The organism is Pseudomonadota bacterium (assembly GCA_039815145.1).
GTDB lineage: Bacteria > Pseudomonadota > Gammaproteobacteria > Steroidobacterales > JBCBZW01 > JBCBZW01.
In genome coordinates, this window is the sequence record JBCBZW010000263.1 from 1 (window position 1) to 3,112 (window position 3,112).

Sequence of the window (3,112 nt, forward strand, 5' to 3'; positions counted from 1 at the left end):
CGCTGCCATGAGCAACGCCTCGCCCACACGCATCTCGGAGCGCCTCCGCGAAGGTCTTACCGAACGTTTTCGCCAGGTGATCCCGGGCCTTCAGATCGACCAGAGTCGCTACACGCCTCCGGATCATCGCCAGCACGCCGGCGCGTCGATCCGCCTGGAGGGGTCCGTGCCGGACCCGGTCACGGCCCTCGGCCAGAACCTCTACAGCCTGGAGGCACCGATGGTGCTGCTGGCGGAGTTGGCCGACCTGCCCACGGACGGCTACGCGGACCTGGTGCGCGAGCGCCCAGTGGTCGTACCGACCGGCTGGAAAGTGGATCCGTGCTGCGAAGCGCAGCACCACCGCCTGCGGACGCGTCTACGCCTGGCCCTGCCCAAGCAGTGGCAGATCGATCGCCTGCCGCATTTCGACGCGGTGCAGACCGACTGGCTGGACGCCACGCTCGCCAACGAGGCGCCAGCCGCTGCCGGCAACACCGTGCACTGGGACGCCGACCTCACGTGGTCTCGGGGACGCTTCCCCAGCCAGTCCGCGAACGAGCGCACGGCGCTGCTGAACGGCGTGGTGGCGGCCTACCAGGAGCCGATCCTGCTCCAACGCGACGGCGACGCCGCCCGCCGCTAGCGCGTCCGTGCGATCAGGGCGCTGCGGTGGTGGAGGAGTACTTCTCCCGGAAGCGCTCGTAGAGCTCCTGCTGGGTGCCCCCGAGGGTGAGCGCCCTGCCGGCGATGAAGGCGTGGCTCAATTGGTTCGTGCGCATGTCGAGGGCATCGCCCTTTGAGACGAACAGCGTCGCCTCCTTGCCCACGGCGATCGACCCCACGCGATCGTCGATGCCCAACAGCTCCGCGTTGGACAAGGTGATCAGGCGCAGGGTCTGTTCACGATCGAGCCCGCCGTGGGCACCGGCTGTGCCGGCATGGAACGGCAGGTTGCGTGTGTTGAAGAGCCCGCCCACGGTGAGCCCGGCCTTCACGCCGGCGGCCACCAGCTGCCCGGCGAAGGCGTACGGCGCATGGATGTCGTGGTGCGCTTCCCCGGGCAGGCGATGGGTGCCCATCACGATCACCCCCACCTGGTGCTCCGCCAGGTAATCCGCGGCGGCCAGCAGGCCCTCGTCGCCCACGATGACCACGTGCTGCACGCCGTGGCGGCTGGCGAACTCGACGGCGCGTACAGCATCGCGCGCCACATCCGTGCGCACGAACAGGCGGGTGTCGCCGCTGTAGAGGCCTTGCATCGCGGCCAGCTTCAGGTTGCTCGGGGTGCCGGCCGGTCGCTGGGTGTAGGTGCTGGCGTCGTTGAAGAGCGTTTCCATCGCCAGCATCTGCGTGTCGTACTGCTTGTTCTCCTCGAACTTGAAGGTGAAGGTGGAGAAGTCGAAGCGCCCCTGACGCTTCGGCGGCCAGTTGACGAAGATCGCGTCGTCCGCGCTGATCACGGCGTCTTCCCAGTTCCAGGCATCGAGCTGCACGATCGACGAGCTGCCCGAGACGAGGCCGCCCGTGGGCGCCACCTGGGCGACGAGCACGCCGTTGAAGCGCAGGGTCGGGCCCATCTCAGAGTCGGTGTTATAGGCGATCAGCGAGCGCACGTTCGGGTTCACCTGGCCGGTTTCCTGGCCGTCCTTCGTGTCCTCGATGGAGCTCACCTCCTCCAGCCCTAAGCGCGAGTCCGGCAGGACGAAGCCCGGGTAGAGGTGTTGGCCGCCGCCGTCGATGACGCGGTGGCCCGCCGTGTCCACGCCGGTGCCGACCGCCGTGATGCGTCCGCCCCCGAAGGCGACGGTGGCGTCGGCGATCACCTCGCCGTTGCCGACGTGCACGGTGACGTTAGTGATGGCGATAGGTTCGGCCTGGTCCGCTGCGGGGGGCGGCGTCAGGGCCGAGGCCGCCGGGGCCAAGGTCAGGGCGGTGGCGGCCAGGAGGGTGGCAGTCAAGCTTTGAAGTTCGGTTCGCATGGCGTTGCTCCTTGGCCGATCAGTGGTGCGCGGCGTGGTCGCCGAGGTACTCGTAGCCATGCAGGCTGTCGCAGTGCCACAGGCGTTGCGGTCGGTAGCCTCCCCCGCCGCCGCCCTTGGCGCCCTTCGCCTTGCGCATCTTCTCGATCAGCCGGGCCCGCTCGCTCTCCATGGCCGCGTGGCGTGCTGCGTGCTCCACGGCGTCGTAGCGCACCACCCCATCCACCAGCGTGTGCATCACCTTGGCGTCGATGGAGAGTGGATTCGCCGTCCAGATCACCAGATCCGCATCCTTGCCGACGCGGATGCTGCCCATGTGCTCGTCCAGGTGCAGCATCTTGGCTGGATTCAGGGTCACCAGCTTGAGCGCTTCCACCTCGGGCATGTCGCCGTACTTCACGCTCTTGGCCGCTTCCTGGTTCAGGCGTCGAGACATCTCGGCGCTATCGGAATTGATCGCCGTGAGCACGCCGGCTTGCGTCATCAGTGCCGCGTTGTAGGGGATGGCGTAGCGCACCTCCCACTTGTAGGCCCACCAGTCGGAGAAGGTGGAGCCGGCCACGCCGTGGGCCGCCATCTTGTCCGCTACCTTGTAGCCCTCGAGGATGTGGGTGAAGGTGTTGACGCGGAAGTCGAAGTCGTCGGCCACGTGCATGAGCATGTTGATCTCGGACTGCACGTAGGAGTGGCAGCTGATGAAGCGCTCGCTGTTAAGGATCTCCGCCATCGCATCCATCACGAGGTCGCGACGGGGCGCAGGAATGCGCGCCTTCTCCGCACGGCTCAGGCCTTGCCACGTGGCCCAGGCTTCCTGGTAATCGCGGGCGGCGCCGAAGCCGTCGCGGAACACCTGCTCCACGCCCATGCGCGTCTGCGGGTAGCGGATGGAGGCCGGGTTGCGCGAGCGCTTCACGTTTTCGCCGAGGGCGAACTTGATGAAGCCGTCCGCCCCGTCGATCAGCATCTCCTGCGGCAGCATGCCCCAACGCATCTTGACCAGGGCCGACTGGCCGCCGACGGGGTTGGCCGAGCCGTGCAGCAGCTGCGCCGCCGTCACGCCGCCGGCGAGGTTGCGGTAGATGTTGACGTCCTCGGAGTTCACCACGTCGTTCATGCGCACCATCGATGAGTTGGTGGCGATGTCGTTCACG

The 3,112-nt window shown here is 67.6% G+C and carries 3 protein-coding genes; 1 reads left to right on the forward strand and 2 read right to left on the reverse strand.

Annotated features, from left to right (window positions below):
- Window positions 1-625: hypothetical protein (locus tag AAF184_25525; GenBank protein MEO0425716.1), on the forward strand; the 625-nt coding region annotated here is incomplete at its 5' end.
- Between the two features lie 13 nt (window positions 626-638).
- Here the strand turns inward: AAF184_25525 and AAF184_25530 are convergent.
- Both AAF184_25530 and AAF184_25535 read right to left on the reverse strand, forming a co-directional pair.
- Window positions 639-1,961: an amidohydrolase family protein gene (locus tag AAF184_25530; GenBank protein ID MEO0425717.1), complete on the reverse strand. Its 1,323-nt coding sequence runs from the start codon at window positions 1,959-1,961 to the stop codon at window positions 639-641.
- A gap of 19 nt (window positions 1,962-1,980) precedes the next feature.
- On the reverse strand, window positions 1,981-3,112 hold a 1,132-nt coding region (locus AAF184_25535; protein ID MEO0425718.1), incomplete at its 5' end, for an amidohydrolase family protein.